Genomic DNA, 18,044 nt, shown 5'->3' on the forward strand with positions numbered 1-18,044 from the left:
AGACTAGTACCCCGGGCGGAACAGTGCAGTATACAAACCTACTGGCGAGTAACTTAGCCGTCAATGGAGGCCAGCGCGGCCCTCCATGTCAAGACAATCTCTCCCCGCGCCTAGAATGGTGCACTATGTACGGACCGTTGCCCGGCGATCAGGCCGGCCCCTTGAAAAGACCCGCTCCTTGGCGCCGCCGTCCCGCCACCCACCGCGCAGGCCAGCTCCATGGCGGCGCGGGCGGCCATCTCCGCCTGGGCCGCAAGGGACTTGCCATCGGGATCGACATCGGAGGCACCAAGGTGGCCGCCGGGGTAGTGGACGCCGAAGGCCGGATCCTCAATGAGGCCCGCCGCTCCACTCCTGGAACGGACCCGCGGGCGGTGGAGCAGGTCATAGTGGAACTGGTGGAGGAACTCGGCCGGGGGCACCGCATCTGGTCCGTTGGCATCGGGGCAGCCGGCTGGATGGACCTGGCCGGTGGAACTGTCCTCTTCAGCCCGCATCTGGCCTGGCGCAACGAGCCCCTGCGGGAAAACCTCCAGCGGCTTCTCCGCCGTCCGGTGCTGCTGACCAACGACGCCGATGCGGCCGCCTGGGCTGAGTGGCGCTTTGGAGCCGGCCAGGGGGAGGACCGGCTGGTCTGCATCACCCTGGGCACCGGCATCGGTGGCGCCATGGTGATGGACGGCAGGGTGGAACGCGGCCGGTTCGGGGTGGCAGGGGAATTCGGCCACCAGATCATCATGCCCGGCGGCCACCGCTGCGAATGCGGCAACCGAGGCTGCTGGGAACAGTACGCCTCAGGCAACGCCCTGGGGAGGGAAGCCAGGCTCCTGGCCCGGTCCAATTCGCCGATGGCCCAGGACCTGCTGGCAGCCGTGGGCGGCCGCCCCGAACTGATTACCGGGGCCATCGTGACCGAGTTGGCCCTCGCCGGGGACCCCGCGTCGCGGGAGCTGATCGAGGAGGTCGGCGAATGGCTGGGGCTTGGACTGGCCAACCTGGCGGCGGCCCTCGACCCGGGGCTGTTCGTCATCGGCGGCGGGCTTTGCTCGGCAGGGGACCTGCTGGTGGAACCGGCCCGCAAGGCGTTCGCGCGGAACCTCACAGGCCGCGGATTCCGCCCGGCGGCAGGGATCGAACTGGCCGCCCTTGGGCCCAACGCGGGCCTCATTGGTGCCGCCGACCTTTCGCGCGTCAGCAGCCGCGTCCGCAGATAACCCCGACGGCGGCCGGTGGCCGGGGCAGCTAGACCCTGGCGCCGTCGTCGTCGCCGTTTTTCTCCTGGGGCAGCTTCATCATCAGGTACACCGTAGCCAGCACAAATGCCGCAACAATGCCAACGATGGCGAGCAGGGGTGCTGAGCGCCAGAACATGGCCGAGAGCAGCAGCGCGACCGGCCCGCCCACGGCCCCCAGCCACGCGAGCATGGTGAGGGGATCCGTGCCGGCCAGGCTGGGCGGTTCCTCCGGCACGAACTCTTCGCCGTCGTCGTCCACGCCGTAGTCCCGGGGCCCTTCCGCCGGAGTCTCCTTTTCAGGGCCGGGCAACGCCTCTGCCTGGCGTTCGGCTGCAGACTTTTCGGCAGGCGGGGTCCCCGCCAGCCCCAGGGGATCGAAATCGCGGAAGGAGGGCCGCGCCGGCGCATCGGGCACAGCGGCAGCGGTACCTTCTGGGGCTTGTTCCTCCGGAGCAGGGTAGCCGGGGCGGAACGCCACGGTGTCCGATTCGAGCCGTGCCACCAGGTCCAGCCAAACGGCGTCATCCTGGTTGGCGCCCTGGTCGGGCTGGCCGGAGTCAGGCCTGTTCACTGCGAACCTCCTGTGCCGGCCGTGCCTGGCAGTCGGATGCATCCTGCGTAATTCGCCGGATAAAGTCGACGGACCCCTCGAAGATGCGGTCCGCGTCGTTGTCCAGGGTGGCGACGTGGTAGCTGTTCTCGAGCCGCACCACTTCCAGCGGGGCGTGCGTCAGCCCGCGCCGAAGGGCGTTCATGCTGGCATCCGACACCACGTGGTCAACGGTGGAACGGTAGACCTGTACCGGTGCGGTCACCCGGGGAAGGAGCCGGACCGTGTCCTTGAACATCTTGTTCAGTTCATGGGCTGCGGCCACGGGCGTGCGCGCATAAGCCCCCTCATCCATCCCCGCCTTGAGGATGTCATTGCCGATGGACGGGGTGCTTTTGAGCACCAGCTTCAAGATCCCGGCCAACGGTGCGCGGGGATCGTCAATGACCAGGCCGGGGTTCACCAGGACCACCCCGGCGACGGGCCGGGTGGCCGCAATGCGCAGGGCCAGTGCGCCACCCATGCTCAGGCCGGCTGCGAAGACCTGGTCGCATTCGGCGTCCAATTCCAGGAAGGCGTCATCCAGGGCGCCGTGCCACTGCTGCCAGCGCGTTCGGGCCAGGTCCTGCCACGAGGTTCCATGGCCCGGAAGCAGCGGCATGCGGACGGCGAAACCGGCTGCGGCGAAGGCTGTGGCCCAGGCACGCAGGCCGTGGGGGCTTCCCGTGAAGCCGTGGGAGAGGATGACGCCCGTGCGCGGTCCTTCGCCACTGAAGGAGCTGGTAAACGGGCTGTGGTCCGGACCGGAGGTCATGGCGTCTCCAGGGCACTGGTACGGCGGGCATGGGCGGCGACGAATTCTCCGGACCTCGTGAAGATCGCGGGTGCGTCAACGTCCAGAGTAGCCACATGGCCGCTGCTGGCAAGCTCCACCACGTCGGCCAGGTGGGGGCCCAGCCCTTTCCGCAGCAGGGCCAGCGATGTGGGCGGGACCACGGCATCGGTGCGCGACTTGAAGACCTGGACCGGGACGTCCACGCCGGGCAGCGCCTTCACCGTTGCACCGAACAGCTTCTTGAGTTCGTGCACCGCCGCCAGCGGCGTCAGCGAGTAATCGCCATCGTTGGTCGCAGGCGCAGTGGCCTGCTCCTCCTGGATGGGGACCGTGGTCCGCTGGAAGTATTTAAGGAGGCCGATGACCCGCACCCGGCGGTCGTAGAAGCTGAGGCCCGGGTTGACCACGCTGACCCCAGCCACCTGGTGGCGGGATGCGGCGAGGAGGGCAATGGCGCCGCCCATCGACAAGCCCGCGGCGAAACAGGAATCCGTCCGTTCCGCCAGGTCCAGCAGGGCCTTTTCATAGGTGCGGTACCAGTCTTTCCAGCCCGTCTTCGCGAGCTGGCGCCAGTCTGTCCCGTGCCCCGGCAGAAGGGGGACGGATACGGCGTAACCCTGTGCCGCGAGGTGCTCTGCCCACGGCATGATGCTCAGGGGACTGCCCGTGAAACCGTGGCAGATGGCCACCCCGGTACGCGCGTTGGGGCCGTGGCCCGGGTAGCTGAAGGCGGCCGGAGGGGACGGGGGGCTGCTTTCAGTCATGACTCCATCGTGTCACTGTTCCAGCCAAATCTCACTAGAGTAGGGTTGCATTGAATCGCTGGCCAGGCCCGACGCTGGGCTTGGGGCTGCCTTCCGGAGAGGTTCACCACGTGTTCTATTGGGTCATGAAACGGATCTTCCTCGGTCCAGTGATCAAGCTGCTCTTCAGGCCCTGGGTCAAGGGCCTGGACAACATTCCGGTGGAGGGGGCTGCGATCATTGCCTCCAACCACCTGTCGTTTTCCGACTCCATCTTCATGCCGCTCATGGTGCGCCGGCCCGTGGTCTTCCTGGCCAAGTCGGAATACTTCACGGGGACCGGCATCAAGGGCCGGCTCACGGCCGCGTTCTTCCGCCTCACCAACCAATTGCCCATGGACCGCTCCGGCGGCGCTGCCTCCGCCGCATCCCTGAACGCCGGTATGGAAGTACTCTCCACCGGCGGCCTGCTGGGGATCTACCCGGAGGGCACGCGCAGCCCCGACGGCCGGTTGTACCGCGGCAAGGTGGGCGTGGCACGGCTGGCGCTCCAGGCCGGGGTGCCCGTGATTCCCGTTGCCATGATCGGCACCGACAAAGTCCAGCCCATAGGCAAGCGGCTGCCCAACATCCGCAGGATCGGCATGATCTTCGGCGAACCACTGGATTTCAGCCAGTTCAAGGACCAGGCCGAGGACCGCACGGTCCAGCGCCAGGTCACGGACGAGATCATGTCCCAGCTGCTCAGGCTTTCCGGCCAGGAGTACGTGGATGAATACGCGGCCGTGGTGAAGCTGCGGCTTGCCGGCAAGCCGGAGGAACCAAGCGCCGCGGCGGAACCCCTTGCAACCCCGGCCCCCGCCCCCACAGCCGGGGACGGTGCAGAGGACGACGCCGGCACCCAGGCCACGGGATAGCGGAACCTTCCGGCGCGCCCGCCGCAGTTGTGACGGGGACAGCGCGCAGCGTGACGGCCCGGTGCCCGCGGCTGCCGCCCTGCCGCTAGTCTTAGAGGGTGACTGAGCTATCTGCAAAACCAGCCTTTTCTCTGTCCAGCACCGCCCAGAGCGGAGCGGCCAACTATCCGGGCCTGGACCACTGGCGGGACCTTCCCATTTCCCAACAGCCCAGCTGGCAGGACCGGGACGTCTTTGAGGCTTCGGTGAAGGAACTGTCGGTGCTGCCACCCTTGGTGTTCGCCGGCGAAGTGGACGTCCTCCGCGAGCGGCTGGCTGCTGCCGCCCAGGGCAAGGCATTCCTGCTTCAGGGCGGGGACTGCGCCGAGACCTTCGAAGCCGCCACCGCGGACAAGATCAGTGCCCGCGTCAAGACCATCCTCCAGATGGCTGTGGTGCTCACCTACGGTGCCGCGATGCCGGTCATCAAAATGGGCCGGATGGCAGGCCAGTTCGCCAAGCCGCGTTCCTCCAACGACGAGACCCGTGACGGCGTGACCCTGCCCGCCTACCGCGGCGACATCGTTAACGGCTACGACTTCACTCCCGAGTCCCGTGGCCACGACGCCGCACGCATGCTGCGGGCGTACCACACGTCCGCTTCCACCCTGAACCTCATCCGCGCCTTCACGCAGGGCGGTTTCGCGGACCTGCGCTCCGTGCACCAGTGGAACAAGGGGTTCACCGAGAATCCGGCGCATGCCCGCTACGAGTCGCTGGCCCGCGACATCGACCGTGCCATCAAGTTCATGGACTCCTGCGGCGCCGACTTCGAAGCCCTCAAGCGGGTGGAGTTCTTCGCAAGCCACGAAGCCCTGCTCCTGGATTACGAACGCGCGCTGACCCGCATCGACTCCCGCACCGGTTTCCCCTACGACACCTCGGCCCATTTCCTTTGGATCGGTGAGCGGACCCGCGAACTGGACCACGCGCACGTCGACTTCCTCTCGCGGGTACGCAACCCCATCGGCGTGAAGTTGGGCCCGTCCACCACCGGTGATGACGCACTGCGCCTGATCGACAAACTCGACCCCGAGCGCGAACCCGGCCGCCTGACCTTCATCACGCGCATGGGCGCCGGCAACATCCGCGAAAAGCTGCCGGCCGTCGTCGAAAAGGTCACCGCCTCCGGGGCGCAGGTCCTCTGGGTCACCGACCCCATGCACGGCAACACGGTCACCTCACCCAACGGGTACAAGACCCGCAACTTCGACGACGTCATCGACGAAGTGCGCGGCTTCTTCGAGGTGCACCACGGCCTGGGCACAGTGCCGGGTGGCCTGCATGTCGAAATGACGGGCGACGACGTGGCGGAGTGCCTGGGTGGGGCCGACCCCATCGACCAGGACGCGTTCCTCGACCGGTACGAGTCGGTCTGCGATCCCCGTCTGAACCACATGCAGTCGCTCGAAATGGCTTTCCTGGTGGCCGGCGCGCTCTCCAAGCACTAGGACGGGCTGAAGGAGAAGGGAGGCCGGCATTGCCGGCCTCCCTGCTACACCACGGTGATGGTGACGACGGACCCTTCCGGGACGTCCCGGTTGACCGGGGACTGGTCCCGCACGGTGCCGAAGAAACCGCCCAGGATGTTGTTGACGCGGACCTGGAAGCCCAGCGCCTCGAGCGCTTTGCGTGCCTCTGACGCCTGTTTGCCGATGAAGCTGGGGACGGTCACCATCCGGGGACCCTTGGAGATGGTCAGGGTCACCGTCCCGCCCTTGGTCAGGGTCCCGTTGGCCGGGGACTGGCTGACCACCGAGCCCTGCGGAACGTCCCGGTCGAACACCTGGTCGGGAGCGTCCTTGGCGGTAAGGCCGGCAGCTTCCAGTGCAGCTACGGCGTCGTTCCTGGCCTTGCCCACCACCGACGGGACGGGAATGGGTTGCGGGCCTTTTGACACGGTGAGTTCCACGGGCGTCCCGTGCCGGGCTGGCGTGCCAGCGGCGGGATCCTGGGAGAGAACGGTTCCGGCAGTTGCTTCTTCATCAAACTTTTCGGTGACCGCCCCCAGCGCCATCTCTGCCGCATTAAGGGCGCTCTTCGCTGCGTCCAAGCTTCCGCCCGTCAGTTGGGGCAGGGGGAAGAGCTGGGGACCTTTGGACACCAGCAGCGAGACCGGCTGGAATTTCCGGATTTCCGTCCCTGCAGCGGGGTCGGTGCCCACCACGATTCCGGTGGGCACTTCGTCGTCGAAAACATCGTTCGTCGTGGAACGGAATCCCACCCCATTGAGCAGCTGCTGGGCCTGGGCCACCGTTTTGTTGGCCACCGGGGGAACGGCGGCGGCGGCACCGGGACCCATACCGAAGAACCAGCCCGCTCCGGTTGCCAGCAGGGCCGCGAGGATGAGGACCACTGCCCAGATGAGGCCGCGGCGCCGCGGATTTCCCTCCCGCAGGGTCCGGACCGGCGTGGCGGCAGCCACAGATCGGAGTTTCTCGCTTTCCCTGGCCGCCTTCCGTTGCGCCCGCTTGCCCAGCCTCGGCGGCGGGGGAGACCAGCCGTCGCCGGTATCGTCGTCGTCCGGCAGCGCCAGGCCGGGCGGGTAGGCCGGTGCTGCAGGCCGGGAGGGCGGAAGCAGCGTTGTCGGATTGCTGGTGCGGCCCAGGATTTCGGTCGCGTGCTGCGACGCTGCGGCGGCCGCTGCCGGCGGTTGAAGGTCCAGTTCGGCATCAGAGAGGTTGGTCCGGATGTGGCGCAGTTCCTGGAGCAACGCGCTGCCATCCACTGGCCTGTTCTCGGGATCGTTGGCGGTGCACCACTGCACCAGCTCATCCACTTCGCCGGCCAGCCCGGGGACCAAGTCCGACGGCGGGCCCACCGTGGCGTTGACATGCTGGTACGCCACTTGGACGGGCACGTCGCCCTCGAACGGCTGGCGCCCGGTGAGCATCTCGTAGAGCATGATGCCCACTGAATAGACGTCGCTGCGCGCGTCCGCTGGCTTGCCGAGGACCAGTTCCGGGGAGATGTAGGCGACGGTTCCGATCAGGGCGCCGGTACTGGTGGAGCTGGTCACTGCCCGCGCCAGGCCGAAGTCGCCGATCTTGATCCGGCCGTCGTCGGCGATCAAGACGTTTTCGGGTTTCACGTCGCGGTGGATGAAGCCGGCCGAATGTGCAGCCGCCAACCCTTCCACCACCGGATCGATCAGGGCCAGCGCCAGCCGGGGAGGCAAAGCGCCCCGGTCCTTGAGGACGTCCCTGAGCGTATGGCCCTTGATGTATTCCATGACGAGGTACGCCGTGTTGCCGTCGTTGCCCTGGTCTAGGACACCCACCACGTGGGGATGGGAGAGCCGGGCAGCGGCCTTCGCCTCACGGCCCAGCCTGCCCAGGAAATTCTCGTCGACCGACAGGTGGGGATGCAGCACCTTGAGGGCCACTTCACGGTCCAGCCGTTGGTCCACGGCAAGGTAGACGGTGGACATCCCGCCGCGGGCAAGCCTGGCGGTGACGGCATAGCGGTTGTCCACCAGCGTCCCTACAACTGGGTCTGACACGTGTTCCTGCACCATACGATCCTAATCCCGGAGCAAAACGCGCCTGAAATGAAAACGGGTCCGAACCGGTAACGGTTCGGACCCGCAATCATGTGTTGGTCAGTGGCCGGAGCTCAGCTGAAGTTCTTCTGGTGCGCCTTGATGGCGGCAAGGTAGGCCTTGGTGTCCTCGTACAGCCCGTACTTGCTCACCGAGTACTGGCCCTGGTAGTAGCCCGCAATGGCGGTGTCCTGGTCCTTGCTGGTGGCAAGAAGCTGCCGGATGATGGCGACGCCGGCCGTGGCATTGTCATAGGGGTCCAGCAGATTCAGTTTCCGTCCCACCAGGTCCGATGCCCACTGCCCGGAACTGGGAATGACCTGCATGGTGCCGATCGCGTTGGCCGGGGACACCGCGCGCTGGTTGAAGCCGGATTCCTGGAACGCGAAAGCCAGGGCCAGCGACGGTTCCACGCCCATGCGGCGGGCAGTGTCGGCCACGATGTTCTTCATCTCATCACGGGAGGGTACCGGCGAGGCGTTCAACAGGGCCTTGTTTTCATTGGCGGAGCTGACAACAGCGGCCGGGTAGCTGAATCCCAGGAAGGAACTGGGTACCAACGGTGCAGCCGGCGCGGGTGCGGCTGCAGGCTGGGCTGCGGGGCCGGAGCCGCCGGGAATCACCAGCTTGCTGCCGGGGTAGATGATGGTGGTCATCCCCAGGTTGTTGGCCGCGAGCAGGTCCGAGAGCTTGACGCCGTTGCGGGACGCAATGGCTGAAAGCGTGTCTCCGGCCTTGATGGTGTACGAACCAGCGGCCGGGGCAGCAGTGTTCGCCAGGGCCGGTGCCGCCGGGGCAGGCGCAGGTGCGGCGGGTGCGGGGGCAGGCGCGGAATCGCCGCCACCAACCTTGACCTTCTGTCCCGGGTAGATGATGGAGCGCATGGAAAGGTTGTTCCAGGCGAAGACGTCGGACAGGGACACGTTGTGCCTTGCGGCGATGGCGCCCAGGGTGTCGCCGGACTTGACGGTGTAGGTGGCGCCGCCCGTGGGGGCGGGAGCAGCGGGCGCCGGTGCCGACGGAGCGGCGGGAGCAGGAGCGGCGTCCGCGGAACCGGACAGCTTGATCTTCTGGCCCGGGTAGATGATGGTGTTGGCCTGCAGGTTGTTAAGCCTCAGGACGTCCCCTGTGTTCAGACCGAAACGGCCGGCGATCGCGCTGACGGTATCGCCGCGCACGATGGTGTATTCAGCCGGCGCTGCCGGCTGCGCAGGCTGGAACGCCGCGGGAATGGTAGTGGAGACAACGGCCTCGGGAATGATGGTGCCCGTTGCTTTCGCTTCCGCCTGCGCTTTCATGGCTGCTGCCAGGCTGCTGGGGATACTGCGTGACGGCTGTTGGGCTGTGGCTGGCTGGGCGAGGGCCAAGGATGACAATACAACCGCTGGCAGCGCCGCAGTGGTGGCGGCAATCATCGGCAGACTCGGCTTGGGGGGCTGCTTGCGCGAGCGGGACAACGTCATCGGAAAGAATCCTCTTCTCAACTGCGGGGTGCGGACGCGGGCGGGGATGCCGCTGTCAATCTTGATACTACTGTGACTCAAGTTATAAGTGTTACAAATGTGATGTGTGTGAATCTCTCACGAATTCGCGGTTAGCACAAGAATTTTGGGAGTTCGCTTATTGGCCGCTTTTGGGAGTGTCTGCAGGTCAGGGGCGGCCTGTAATGCGCCGACTAGGCGGCAGGGTGGGCGGCGTGGCAACCTTGATCCGTGAGTAATGTAGAAACCCTGGTGGGCGAGTGGTTGCCCTTGCCCGATGTGGCCCGTTTGTTGAATGTCTCTGTCACTAAAGTGCACAGCCTGATCGACGAGCATTCCTTGGCGGCCCTGCGCGTGGGCGACCGGAAGATCAGGTCCGTACCCGCGGCGTTTATCCAGGATGGCGAGGTTGTGGACAGTCTTCGTGGAACAATCGTGGTGCTGGCTGACGCCGGTTACTCAGACGAGGACCTTATTGTCTGGCTGTTCACGGAAGACGAATCACTGCGCGGACGCCCCATCGATGCCCTGCGTGAAGGCCGCAAAACGGAGATCAGGCGCAGGGCCCAAACTCTGGCCTGGTAACAGTCCGCCCTAGGAGGCCCGGCTGACGGTCGCCTCGGCCAGCCTCCGAAGGGCGGTCTTGGGCAGTTCGTCCAGATCAAGACCCTCCAGCGCGTCGAAGGCTGCCGCACCGAATTCACCAATGAGGACCTCGGTGGCCTGGAGTGCGCCGGAATCCTGGATGATCCGCCGGATCTCCAGGATGTCGGCGTCCGAAAGATCCGGGCTGCCGAGGCTGGCATCAATGAACGCGGACTCTTCCGGCGAAGCCTGGTCCAACGCCAAAGCCACCAGGACCGTCCGCTTTCCTTCGCGCAGGTCGTCGCCCGCCGGCTTCCCGGTGGTCAACGGATCGCCGAAGACACCCAGGACGTCGTCGCGGAGCTGGAAGGCCTCACCCAGGGGCAGGGCGAACGCCGAATAGCTGCGGAGCAGCTCATTGGAGGCTCCCGCCAGGGCCCCGCCCAGGGCCAGGGGGTGCTCAGTGGAATACTTGGCGCTTTTGAAGCGGATGATCGACTGCGCCCTGCCCACGGCGCCGGCCCGGTCACGGACCGGGCCTGCTACTTCTTCCAGGATGTCAAGGTACTGGCCGGCCATGACCTCCGCCCGCATCAGGTTGAAGATCAGCCTCGCCCGGCTTCCCGAGGCAGCCCGCTCGCCGATGTCCGTAAAGGCCTCCTCGCTGAAGGAAAGGCAGAGGTCGCCCGCAAGGATTGCTGCGGCCTGGCCAAAACGCTCGCTGTCCAGGGCCCAGCCCTGGGCGGTGTGCAGCTGGCTGAAACGGCGGTGCACGCTGGGACCGCCCCGCCGGGTATCCGAACGGTCAATGATGTCGTCGTGGATCAGGGCTGCTGCCTGGAACAGCTCAAGTGCTGCCCCGGCGGTCACCACCTGGCTGGCCCCGGCCTCGCCGCCCGCGCCGCGCCAACCCCAGTAGCACATCAAAGCCCGGAGCCGTTTGCCGCCGGTCACCAGATTGGATATGGATCCCATGATGGGTTCGATATCGGGTGAGATGCCGGACATGACGGACTGCCGTGCCGTGAGGAAGCCCGTGAGTTCACCGGCCACGCCTGCGACAAAGTCGGCCTGTTCATTGCGCAGCTGCTCGGCGGCGGTCACTTTACGGACTCAGCAGCCACGTTGGCACCGATGGTGAAGGTGGAGGCGCCGGCAGTTTCAACGACCGAGAGGTTAACAGTCTCGCTATCGCCGCGGACAAAATCCTTTGAGGCCAATCCGCCCACGTTGTCCCCGGGAACCGCCTTGAAGCCTTGCCCCTCCAGCGCTTTGCTGTAGAAGTCAATGACCGCGGCGGTGGGGGCGTTCACGCTTCCCACGAGTGCTGCGGTGGCAGGGGAGGAGGCCTTGTCAAAGCTGCTGGACACCACCGTTGCCCCGGGCATCAGTGGCAGGAGCTGCTGAGGAAAGCCTTCCACCACCGCGCCAACTGTGGCGGAGGTATTGGGCGACGCCGACGGGCTGGGTGAAGCGGTCAGGGACGGCTGCGTGGCGGCGGCCGAAGCAGAAGGGGAAGGCTGGACCTGTTCAGACGGTGACTGGCTGCAGGCGGCCAGGGCCAGGGCCCCAACGGTGGCAAGTGCAGCCAGGCCAGCTGGCTTGAAGAATCCAATAGCCGTCACGAAGACTTTCCTCCTGGTGTTGTGGGCTGAACCAGCCTCCAGTTTAGCCAGCATGCAGTGCACTCCTGACAAACCGGTGCAGCGCCTGCAAGCCGATAGGATGGCAGCCGTGGGGCACGCAGGTATGAACCAGGCATCCGCCGCGGGCCTTTCCGGCCGGCGGCGCACGTGCATCATGCACGTTGATATGGACGCCTTCTTCGTCTCCGTGGAACTGCGCACGCGTCCCGAACTTCGCGGCAAGCCCGTGATCGTCGGCTTTCCGGGGGAGCGTTCGGTGGTGCTCTCGGGGTCCTATGAGGCCCGTGCCTTTGGTGTGAAGTCCGCGATGCCCATGGCCGTGGCCATGCGGATGTGTCCTCAGGCAGTTGTTATTGAACCCCGGCACAAGCTCTACTACGAGGTGTCCGGGCAGCTGATGGCCATCTTCGAATCCATCACGAGCCTCGTCGAGCCGCTGAGCGTGGACGAAGCATTCCTTGACGTCACGGGGGCGCTTAGGCGGTTGGGGCCGCCCAGGGGAATCGGCGAGCTGATCCGCCGCCGGGTGGCGGCGGAACTTGGCATCACCGCCTCCGTCGGCATCGCGGAGACCAAGTTCGTCGCCAAGATTGCGTCCACCCGCTGCAAACCGGACGGCCTGTTGCTCATTGGCCCGGATCAGACCGTCCCTTACCTGCACAGCTTGCCTGTAGGTGCGCTTTGGGGTGTGGGTGCCAAAACCAAGGAGGTGCTGGCAAAGATGGGGATCAGCACCGTGGCAGACGTCGCTGCAACGCCGGTCTCCTCGCTGAAGAAAGTCCTGGGGGCAACAGGGGAGCATGTCCACCAGCTTTCATGGGGCATCGACCCGCGGCCGGTGACGCCGGTGCGGTTGGAAAAGAGCATCGGAGCGGAGGAAACCTTCAGCGTCGATACCCACGACGACGCCCTGCTTCGCCGGGAACTTCTGCGGCTTTCACACCGCACGGCGTCCCGTTTGCGGAGCTCTGGAATGGTGGCCCGGACAGTGGCACTCAAACTGCGGTTCTCCGACTTTTCCACGATCACCCGCAGCCGGACCGTCCAGACTCCGGTGGACAGCGCCCAATTGCTCTATGCGGTGGCGCTCCAGCTGCTGGAGTCCGTCGGCGCCAGGCCGATGGCCGTCCGGCTCGTGGGGGTCAGGGCCGAACAGCTCGAGGAAGCAGCGCGGACCTCGCTTCAGCTGAGCATCGACCGGAGGGATGACAACTGGCGGGCGGCCGAGCAGGCGCTGGACCAGGTGGCGCGGAAATTCGGCAACAAGTCGGTTCTCCCCGCACGCCTGATGGAGCCGGAAAACCGGCCGGACGACGGCGCCGGACGTCCCGCCTGAGAGGGCCCGGCGAAGTCATTGCCGTCTTTCAGATCAGCCCTCAACAATCTATCCTTATAGATACATAGTTTCGAGTGAATGGACTTACTGCCGGACCCTCTTGGACATGCTCCCGCTCCCGCGAACGCATGCTGGGTTTCCGCTTTGGCAAAGGCTGCCCAGGCGGGAACTTTTCAGCAACAGCAGGCGTTCATCGGAGTAGAAGTAGTGGCTGGGATCAGCCCGGACGTTGGCCTACAAAAGGAGGTCGTGATGCCGCTGTCGGAGCACGAACAGAAGCTGCTTGAGCAGCTTGAGAAGCAGCTTCACGAGGATGACCCCAAGTTCGCGAACTCAATGGGTTCGGATCCGGGGCGGTCATGGTCAACCAGGCATGTGGTCATCGGGGTTCTCGGTGCTCTGGCCGGCGTCTTCCTGCTGCTGGTCGGAGTCACCCTGCAGAACATCTTTGTGGGAGTCCTTGGCTTCGTGGTCATGGGTGGCGGGGTGTACTTCGCCACGATGCGCAGTTCGCGGGGCACTCCGGGAACCAAGGCCGGTGGGGGAAAGCCCGGCAAGCAACGGAGTTCCTTCATGAGCACCCTGGAGGAACGTTGGGACGAACGCCGCAGGGGTGAGCCCTAAACACTCCAGGAGGCTCCTCACCAACGTCCTCCATTTCACTCCCCGGCCCACCGGGGGGCAACAGGAAAAGACCCGCTCAGGCGGGTCTTTTCCTGTTTAACCTGACACCCGTTCCGCCGGCGTCCTGCAGTGGATCCACAGCTTCCAGGCTGGTTGACCGGGGCGCCGAATTTCCTCCACTTCCCACCACCGCCTCCAATCCGCGCCATTTCAAGGGCGCAGTCCCATAGATCAGCCGCGCGCGGGGCCGTTTTGCGTTGACTGTGGTGGAAAGTGGAGTAATGTGGAGGACATAAGAGGGTGGTTGCAACATAGGGGATGTGCAGTTCCTGACGGCGGACAGGCGGTGGGCCAGTGTTTCTGGGCACACACTCGCCGCGTCTGGATGAAAAGGGGCGGATCATTCTCCCTGCCAAGTTCCGTGAGGAACTTGCCGGCGGCCTGGTGCTCACAAGGGGCCAGGAGCGTTGCATCTACGTCTTCAGTGAGAAGGAATTTGAGCGGGTCCACGAGCAAATGCGGGAGGCTCCAATTTCCTCCAAGCAGGCACGTGACTATATCCGCGTCTTTCTCTCTGGAGCCTCTGACGAGGTACCTGACAAGCAGGGGCGCGTGACCATTCCACCCGCGCTCCGGGAGTACGCAGGGCTCGGAAGGGAACTTGCCGTCATCGGCGCCGGTACCCGCGCCGAGATCTGGGACGCCCAGGCTTGGAATGAGTACCTTGCGGAGAAGGAGACGGCCTTTTCCGAAACTGACGATCCCATTCCGGGCATTCTGTGAATTCCGGAGCGGGGCAGCGGGGGTTTCTTGGATGAGATCTCCAGCCGGCCCACCGGCTGCCAACCTGGCTCACCTTCCCCGGAGCCAGGCGGGCGGAACGGTAGGTGCGGATGGGGATCTGATCCCAGAAGCAGTAAGGGGACAATGACGGCGGGAAAGGACCAGGCATGACCGATCAACCCAAGCCCACGTCCGAACGCCATGTACCGGTCCTTCGCGACCGGTGCATCAATTTGTTGGCACCGGGATTCGAAGCAGCACGGCTTCGCGGCGAAACCCCGGTTGCGGTAGACACCACCCTCGGCATGGGCGGGCACTCCGAGGCCATGCTGGAACGTTTTCCCGACCTGCACCTCATCGGCATCGACCGGGACGAGGAAGCCCTGGCCCTTGCCGGTGAACGGCTCGCCCCCTTTGCCGCCCGGACAGACCTGGTCCACGCGGTGTACGACGAAATCCAGGACGTCCTTGCAGACCTTGGCGTAGGCGAAGTGCACGGAATCCTCATGGACCTTGGCGTTTCCTCCCTCCAGCTTGATGAGCGCGGGCGTGGCTTCGCATACTCATTCGATGCTCCGCTGGACATGCGCATGGACACCAGCCGGGGACAAACCGCCGCTGACGTGGTCAACACCTACAGCGAAGAGGACCTGGTCCGGATCATCCGCAAGTGGGGCGAGGAGAAGTTCGCCGGGCGGATCGCCAACAGGATCGTCGCAGCGCGTGCCGCCAAGCCGTTCACCACTACCGGCGAGCTCGTGGAACAGATCCGCTCCGTTGTCCCCGGATCTGCGGCAAAGTCCGGCGGCCACCCCGCAAAGCGGACATTCCAGGCTTTGCGGATCGAGGTCAACGAGGAACTTGACGTCCTGGAACGTGCCGTTCCGGCCGCCGTCGATTCACTGGCCCTCGGCGGTCGCATCGTGGTCATGTCCTACCACTCACTGGAGGACAAGATCGTCAAGGGTGTGTTCCAGTCCCGCTCCAAATCGTCGGCCCCCTTGGGTTTCCCGGTGGAGCTGGAAGAGCATAAACCCGAACTCAAGACCCTGACCAAAGGCACCGAGGTGCCCACCGCCGTCGAAATCGCCGAAAATCCACGCGCCGCCTCCGCCCGGCTTCGCGCGGCAGAACGAATCAGAGCCAGGAGAGCTGCATGAGCACCGCCGCCGTCAAGAACTTTCCCGTTGTTTCCGGCAGCTCGGCGCCCGAAATCAGGCCCGCGGGCAAACCGGGTGGGGCGCAAAAAGCCCGTACCCCGCTCTCAGTGGTCCGCACGGCTCCGCAGAAGCGGCGTGCCCCGTTCGTTGTGCTGTGCTTTGCCATGCTCGCCGTGGCCCTGGTTGCCGTGCTGGTCCTGAACATTTCGGTGTCCACCGCGCAGTACCAGTTGGTGGAGCTGCGCGCCAAGCAGAGCTCGCTGACCAAAGCGAACCAGGACCTCACCCAGCAGGTGCAGAACTACGAGGCGCCACAGAACCTTGCAGCCAAAGCCACCGAGCTGGGCATGGTGGCTTCCACCGTAAAGGGCCAGATCGACCTGTCCACGCTCTCGGTCACTGGAAAGGCCACCCCCGCGGTCAAGGGGGCAGCAACAGGAGCAGTCATTCCGTCGCCCGCCGTGGCAGGGCAGCTCATTGTGCCGCCGGCGTCTAAGGGCGCCGACCCCAAGGCGGCAGATTCCAAGAGCGCGGCTTCCAACTCCACTGCCGCTGACAAGGCAGCCGCAGCGGGCACCGCAACCAACGAGCCCGCCGCGGATGCGTCCCAGGCCGCAGCAGCCCAGGCCGCAGCCGCAGCGGCGGCGGCCAAGCCGGCCCCCGAACTGCACGGCGGCTCCGTCCCGGCGCCCCAGCAGAAGGTTCCCGGACAGTAAACCTGCAGGCAGGTCAGTCAGCAGCGTCGAGCAGCAAGGATATTCACGGTGGCGAAGACGACCGGCACAGCAGGAAAAGGCAAGGCCCCCAACGCCACGAGGCGCTTGCGGCTGGGGCTGGGCGTCATGCTCACACTCCTGCTGGTGGTGGGCGGAAAGCTGTTCCTGGTCCAGGGGCTGGACGTTGGCGGAATGGCGGAAGCCGCACTGAACAGCCGGATGACGTCAGCCATCCTGCCGGCCGAGCGCGGCAGCATCCTTGACTCGCGCGGCACCGTCCTCGCCAACAGCGTGATCCGTTACAACATCGTCGTTGACCAGCGGGTCAACACGAAGACCGAATCGTACAAGCGGCTCGAGCCAAGCGACGGACACGAAAAACTGGTGGACGTCAGCCGCGACCAGGCAATCTCCGAACTCGCGTCCGCCCTGGGCATGGACACCAACGCCGTCAGGGACGCCGTTACCGGCCAGCAGCCGTACTACATCGTGGCCAAGGACGTGAAGCCCGATGTTGAAGACCGCATCTCCAAGCTCCAGGTACCCGGCATCGTCGCCGAAGGTGTCAGCAAGCGCGTCTACCCGAATGGCGCGGTTGCCGGGGGAGTGGTGGGCTTCCTCCAGGACGGCACCACCGGGCAGGCCGGCATTGAGCAGACGCAGGATGACAAGCTGAAGGGAACGGACGGCAAACGCCTGTTCGAGATCGGCGCAGACGGCCTCCGCATCCCCGTGGGCCTCGACGAGCTGACCCCGCCCCAAAACGGCAAGGACGTCAAACTCACGCTCAACTCCGACCTGCAGTACTTCGCCCAGCAGGCCATCCAGAGCCAGGCTGACAAACTCAGTGCAGAGTGGGGCGTCATCATCGTCATGGACGCCAAGACCGGGAACCTGCTTGCCCTTGCGGACACGAACTCCCCGGACCCCAACAACCCCGGGCTGGTGGCAGCGAAGGACCGCGGCGTGCGCTCCGTAACGGCAGCGTATGAGCCGGGATCGGTGGAGAAAATGATGACGGCCGCAGCCGTGATCGATGAGGGCCTTGCCAAGCCGTTGGACACCTTCACCATTCCTCCTACCTACACCGTGGACGGCCAGACCTTCAGCGACGCCTTCACGCACGGCACCGAGGAGCGGACGCTGGCGGGAATCATCGGGTACTCCATGAATACCGGCACGGTGATGGCCGGCCAGCGGCTCAGCAAGGAACAGCGCTACGACTGGCTGAGGAAGTTTGGGATTGGCGAGGCTCCGGACATCGGGCTTCCCGCCACGGCGGCCGGCATCCTCTCGCCTGCGGATCAGTGGGACGGGCGCCAGCAGTACACCGTCCTTTTCGGCCAGGGTGTATCGCAGTCCACGCTCCAGACGGTCCGTGCCTACCAAAGCATCGCGAACAACGGCGTCATGCTGCAGCCGCGCCTGATCGATTCCTATATTTCCCCGGACGGCACAGAAGAGAAGGTGCCGGCCCAGCCGGCCAAGCAGATTGTCTCGGACAGCACGGCCCAGCAGGTCCAGGACATCCTGGAAAGCGCCGTCACCGAAGGTGAAATCAAGGACGCCGGCATCGACGGCTACAGGGTTGGCGCCAAGACGGGGACATCCGAGTCCCCCTGCGACGATGGCAAGTCCGGCTATTGCGGCTACACCGCCTCCATTGTGGGGATGGCGCCGATGGATGATCCGCGGTTTATTGTGGAGGTGGTGCTCCAGCGGCCTAAGGGCAGCATCTACGGCATCACCAACGGGCCGGTGTTCCGGTCCGTCATGAGCCAGGCGCTGCGGACCTACAACGTCCAGCCGTCAACCGGCGAACCGGCCAGGATGCCCCAGTACGCCAAATAGCA

General features: G+C 65.5%; 17 protein-coding genes. 10 read left to right on the top strand and 7 right to left on the bottom strand.

The window, feature by feature from the left end; translation table 11 throughout:
- Window positions 1-125: 125 nt before the first annotated feature.
- On the top strand, window positions 126-1,214 hold the full coding sequence (locus tag HNO81_RS11595) for an ROK family glucokinase (protein WP_175318279.1): 1,089 nt from the start codon (window positions 126-128) through the stop codon (window positions 1,212-1,214).
- A gap of 28 nt (window positions 1,215-1,242) precedes the next feature.
- On the opposite strand, the gene HNO81_RS11600 is transcribed toward HNO81_RS11595, so the two are convergent.
- The 3 genes from HNO81_RS11600 to HNO81_RS11610 are packed head-to-tail and all read right to left on the bottom strand — an operon-like array spanning window position 1,243 to window position 3,384.
- Window positions 1,243-1,806, bottom strand: a complete 564-nt coding sequence (locus HNO81_RS11600) for a hypothetical protein (RefSeq protein ID WP_175318280.1) — start codon at window positions 1,804-1,806, stop codon at window positions 1,243-1,245.
- Window positions 1,793-2,599 (bottom strand): carboxylesterase, encoded by an 807-nt coding sequence (locus HNO81_RS11605; protein ID WP_175318281.1) that lies wholly within the window; start codon window positions 2,597-2,599, stop codon window positions 1,793-1,795. Before HNO81_RS11605 ends, HNO81_RS11600 begins: the two co-directional genes overlap by 14 nt.
- Window positions 2,596-3,384 carry a carboxylesterase gene (locus HNO81_RS11610; protein WP_175318282.1) on the bottom strand — a complete coding sequence of 263 codons (789 nt, stop codon included), beginning with the start codon at window positions 3,382-3,384 and terminating at the stop codon, window positions 2,596-2,598. The genes HNO81_RS11605 and HNO81_RS11610 overlap by 4 nt, the downstream gene beginning before the upstream one ends.
- 110 nt (window positions 3,385-3,494) lie before the next feature.
- Here HNO81_RS11610 and HNO81_RS11615 point away from each other — a divergent pair, with 110 nt between their 5' ends.
- Window positions 3,495-4,280 carry a lysophospholipid acyltransferase family protein gene (locus tag HNO81_RS11615; protein WP_175318283.1) on the top strand — a complete coding sequence of 262 codons (786 nt, stop codon included), beginning with the start codon at window positions 3,495-3,497 and terminating at the stop codon, window positions 4,278-4,280.
- Between the two features lie 98 nt (window positions 4,281-4,378).
- Window positions 4,379-5,770 (top strand): class II 3-deoxy-7-phosphoheptulonate synthase, encoded by a 1,392-nt coding sequence (locus tag HNO81_RS11620; RefSeq protein WP_175318284.1) that lies wholly within the window; start codon window positions 4,379-4,381, stop codon window positions 5,768-5,770.
- 44 nt (window positions 5,771-5,814) lie between these two features.
- On the opposite strand, the gene pknB is transcribed toward HNO81_RS11620, so the two are convergent.
- On the bottom strand, window positions 5,815-7,836 hold the full coding sequence (pknB, locus tag HNO81_RS11625) for a Stk1 family PASTA domain-containing Ser/Thr kinase (RefSeq protein ID WP_175318285.1): 2,022 nt from the start codon (window positions 7,834-7,836) through the stop codon (window positions 5,815-5,817).
- 98 nt (window positions 7,837-7,934) lie between these two features.
- Window positions 7,935-9,323 carry a LysM peptidoglycan-binding domain-containing protein gene (locus HNO81_RS11630; protein ID WP_175318286.1) on the bottom strand — a complete coding sequence of 463 codons (1,389 nt, stop codon included), beginning with the start codon at window positions 9,321-9,323 and terminating at the stop codon, window positions 7,935-7,937.
- A 249-nt stretch (window positions 9,324-9,572) separates the two neighbouring features.
- Between HNO81_RS11630 and HNO81_RS11635 the strand changes: the two genes are divergently transcribed.
- On the top strand, window positions 9,573-9,926 hold the full coding sequence (locus HNO81_RS11635) for a helix-turn-helix domain-containing protein (RefSeq protein ID WP_175318287.1): 354 nt from the start codon (window positions 9,573-9,575) through the stop codon (window positions 9,924-9,926).
- A gap of 9 nt (window positions 9,927-9,935) precedes the next feature.
- Here the strand turns inward: HNO81_RS11635 and HNO81_RS11640 are convergent, their stop codons facing one another.
- Together HNO81_RS11640 and HNO81_RS11645 are read right to left on the bottom strand one after the other, a co-directional pair.
- Window positions 9,936-11,030: a polyprenyl synthetase family protein gene (locus HNO81_RS11640; RefSeq protein WP_175318288.1), complete on the bottom strand. Its 1,095-nt coding sequence runs from the start codon at window positions 11,028-11,030 to the stop codon at window positions 9,936-9,938.
- Window positions 11,027-11,551, bottom strand: coding sequence for a hypothetical protein (locus HNO81_RS11645; RefSeq protein ID WP_175318325.1), 525 nt, complete (start codon window positions 11,549-11,551; stop codon window positions 11,027-11,029). Before HNO81_RS11645 ends, HNO81_RS11640 begins: the two co-directional genes overlap by 4 nt.
- Window positions 11,552-11,675: 124 nt before the next feature.
- On the opposite strand from HNO81_RS11645, the gene dinB reads away from it, so the two are divergent.
- From dinB to HNO81_RS11675, 6 genes are all read left to right on the top strand, one after another.
- The gene (dinB, locus tag HNO81_RS11650; RefSeq protein WP_175318326.1) at window positions 11,676-12,908 is read left to right on the top strand and encodes a DNA polymerase IV; all 1,233 of its coding nucleotides are present in this window, start codon (window positions 11,676-11,678) and stop codon (window positions 12,906-12,908) included.
- Between the two features lie 252 nt (window positions 12,909-13,160).
- Window positions 13,161-13,532 (top strand): DUF3040 domain-containing protein, encoded by a 372-nt coding sequence (locus tag HNO81_RS11655; RefSeq protein WP_175318289.1) that lies wholly within the window; start codon window positions 13,161-13,163, stop codon window positions 13,530-13,532.
- 354 nt (window positions 13,533-13,886) lie between these two features.
- Window positions 13,887-14,315, top strand: coding sequence for a division/cell wall cluster transcriptional repressor MraZ (mraZ, locus tag HNO81_RS11660; protein WP_175318290.1), 429 nt, complete (start codon window positions 13,887-13,889; stop codon window positions 14,313-14,315).
- A 167-nt stretch (window positions 14,316-14,482) separates the two neighbouring features.
- Complete coding sequence (gene rsmH / locus HNO81_RS11665; RefSeq protein WP_175318291.1) at window positions 14,483-15,475, top strand: 16S rRNA (cytosine(1402)-N(4))-methyltransferase RsmH; 993 nt, start codon at window positions 14,483-14,485, stop codon at window positions 15,473-15,475.
- Complete coding sequence (locus HNO81_RS11670) at window positions 15,472-16,191, top strand: hypothetical protein (RefSeq protein WP_175318292.1); 720 nt, start codon at window positions 15,472-15,474, stop codon at window positions 16,189-16,191. Before rsmH ends, HNO81_RS11670 begins: the two co-directional genes overlap by 4 nt.
- Before the next feature lie 48 nt (window positions 16,192-16,239).
- Window positions 16,240-18,042 carry a penicillin-binding protein 2 gene (locus tag HNO81_RS11675; protein WP_175318293.1) on the top strand — a complete coding sequence of 601 codons (1,803 nt, stop codon included), beginning with the start codon at window positions 16,240-16,242 and terminating at the stop codon, window positions 18,040-18,042.
- The last annotated feature ends 2 nt before the right edge of the window (window positions 18,043-18,044 follow it).

It is taken from the genome of Pseudarthrobacter sp. C4D7, from assembly GCF_013359725.1.
In the GTDB taxonomy this organism is placed as follows: Bacteria; Actinomycetota; Actinomycetes; order Actinomycetales; family Micrococcaceae; genus Arthrobacter.